Consider the following 250-nt stretch of genomic DNA (forward strand, 5'->3'; position numbering starts at 1 on the left):
TTGGAAATCTACTCTCCTGGTGGAATGGTTGATGGTACAAAAATACAGGATAAGGATGTGAATTTACTTTCCTCTAAGCGCCGAAATCCAATTATTGCAGATGTTTTTAGTCGGATGGACTTAATGGAACGGCGGGGAAGTGGTCTGAGAAAAATTTTAGATAGTTACACCCAGCTAGATAACTATTCAGAAAAGTTAGCGCCAGAATTTCATTCGAATGAGAGTGAATTTATTGTCATTCTGAAAAATT

At 37.2% G+C, this 250-nt stretch carries 1 protein-coding gene; it reads left to right on the plus strand.

Annotated elements, in window-relative coordinates:
- Positions 1-250: ATP-binding protein (locus RMT89_RS44515; RefSeq protein WP_315889448.1), on the plus strand; the 250-nt coding region annotated here is incomplete at both ends.

It is taken from the genome of Streptomyces sp. P17 (assembly GCF_032436805.1).
Lineage (GTDB): Bacteria > Actinomycetota > Actinomycetes > Streptomycetales > Streptomycetaceae > Streptomyces.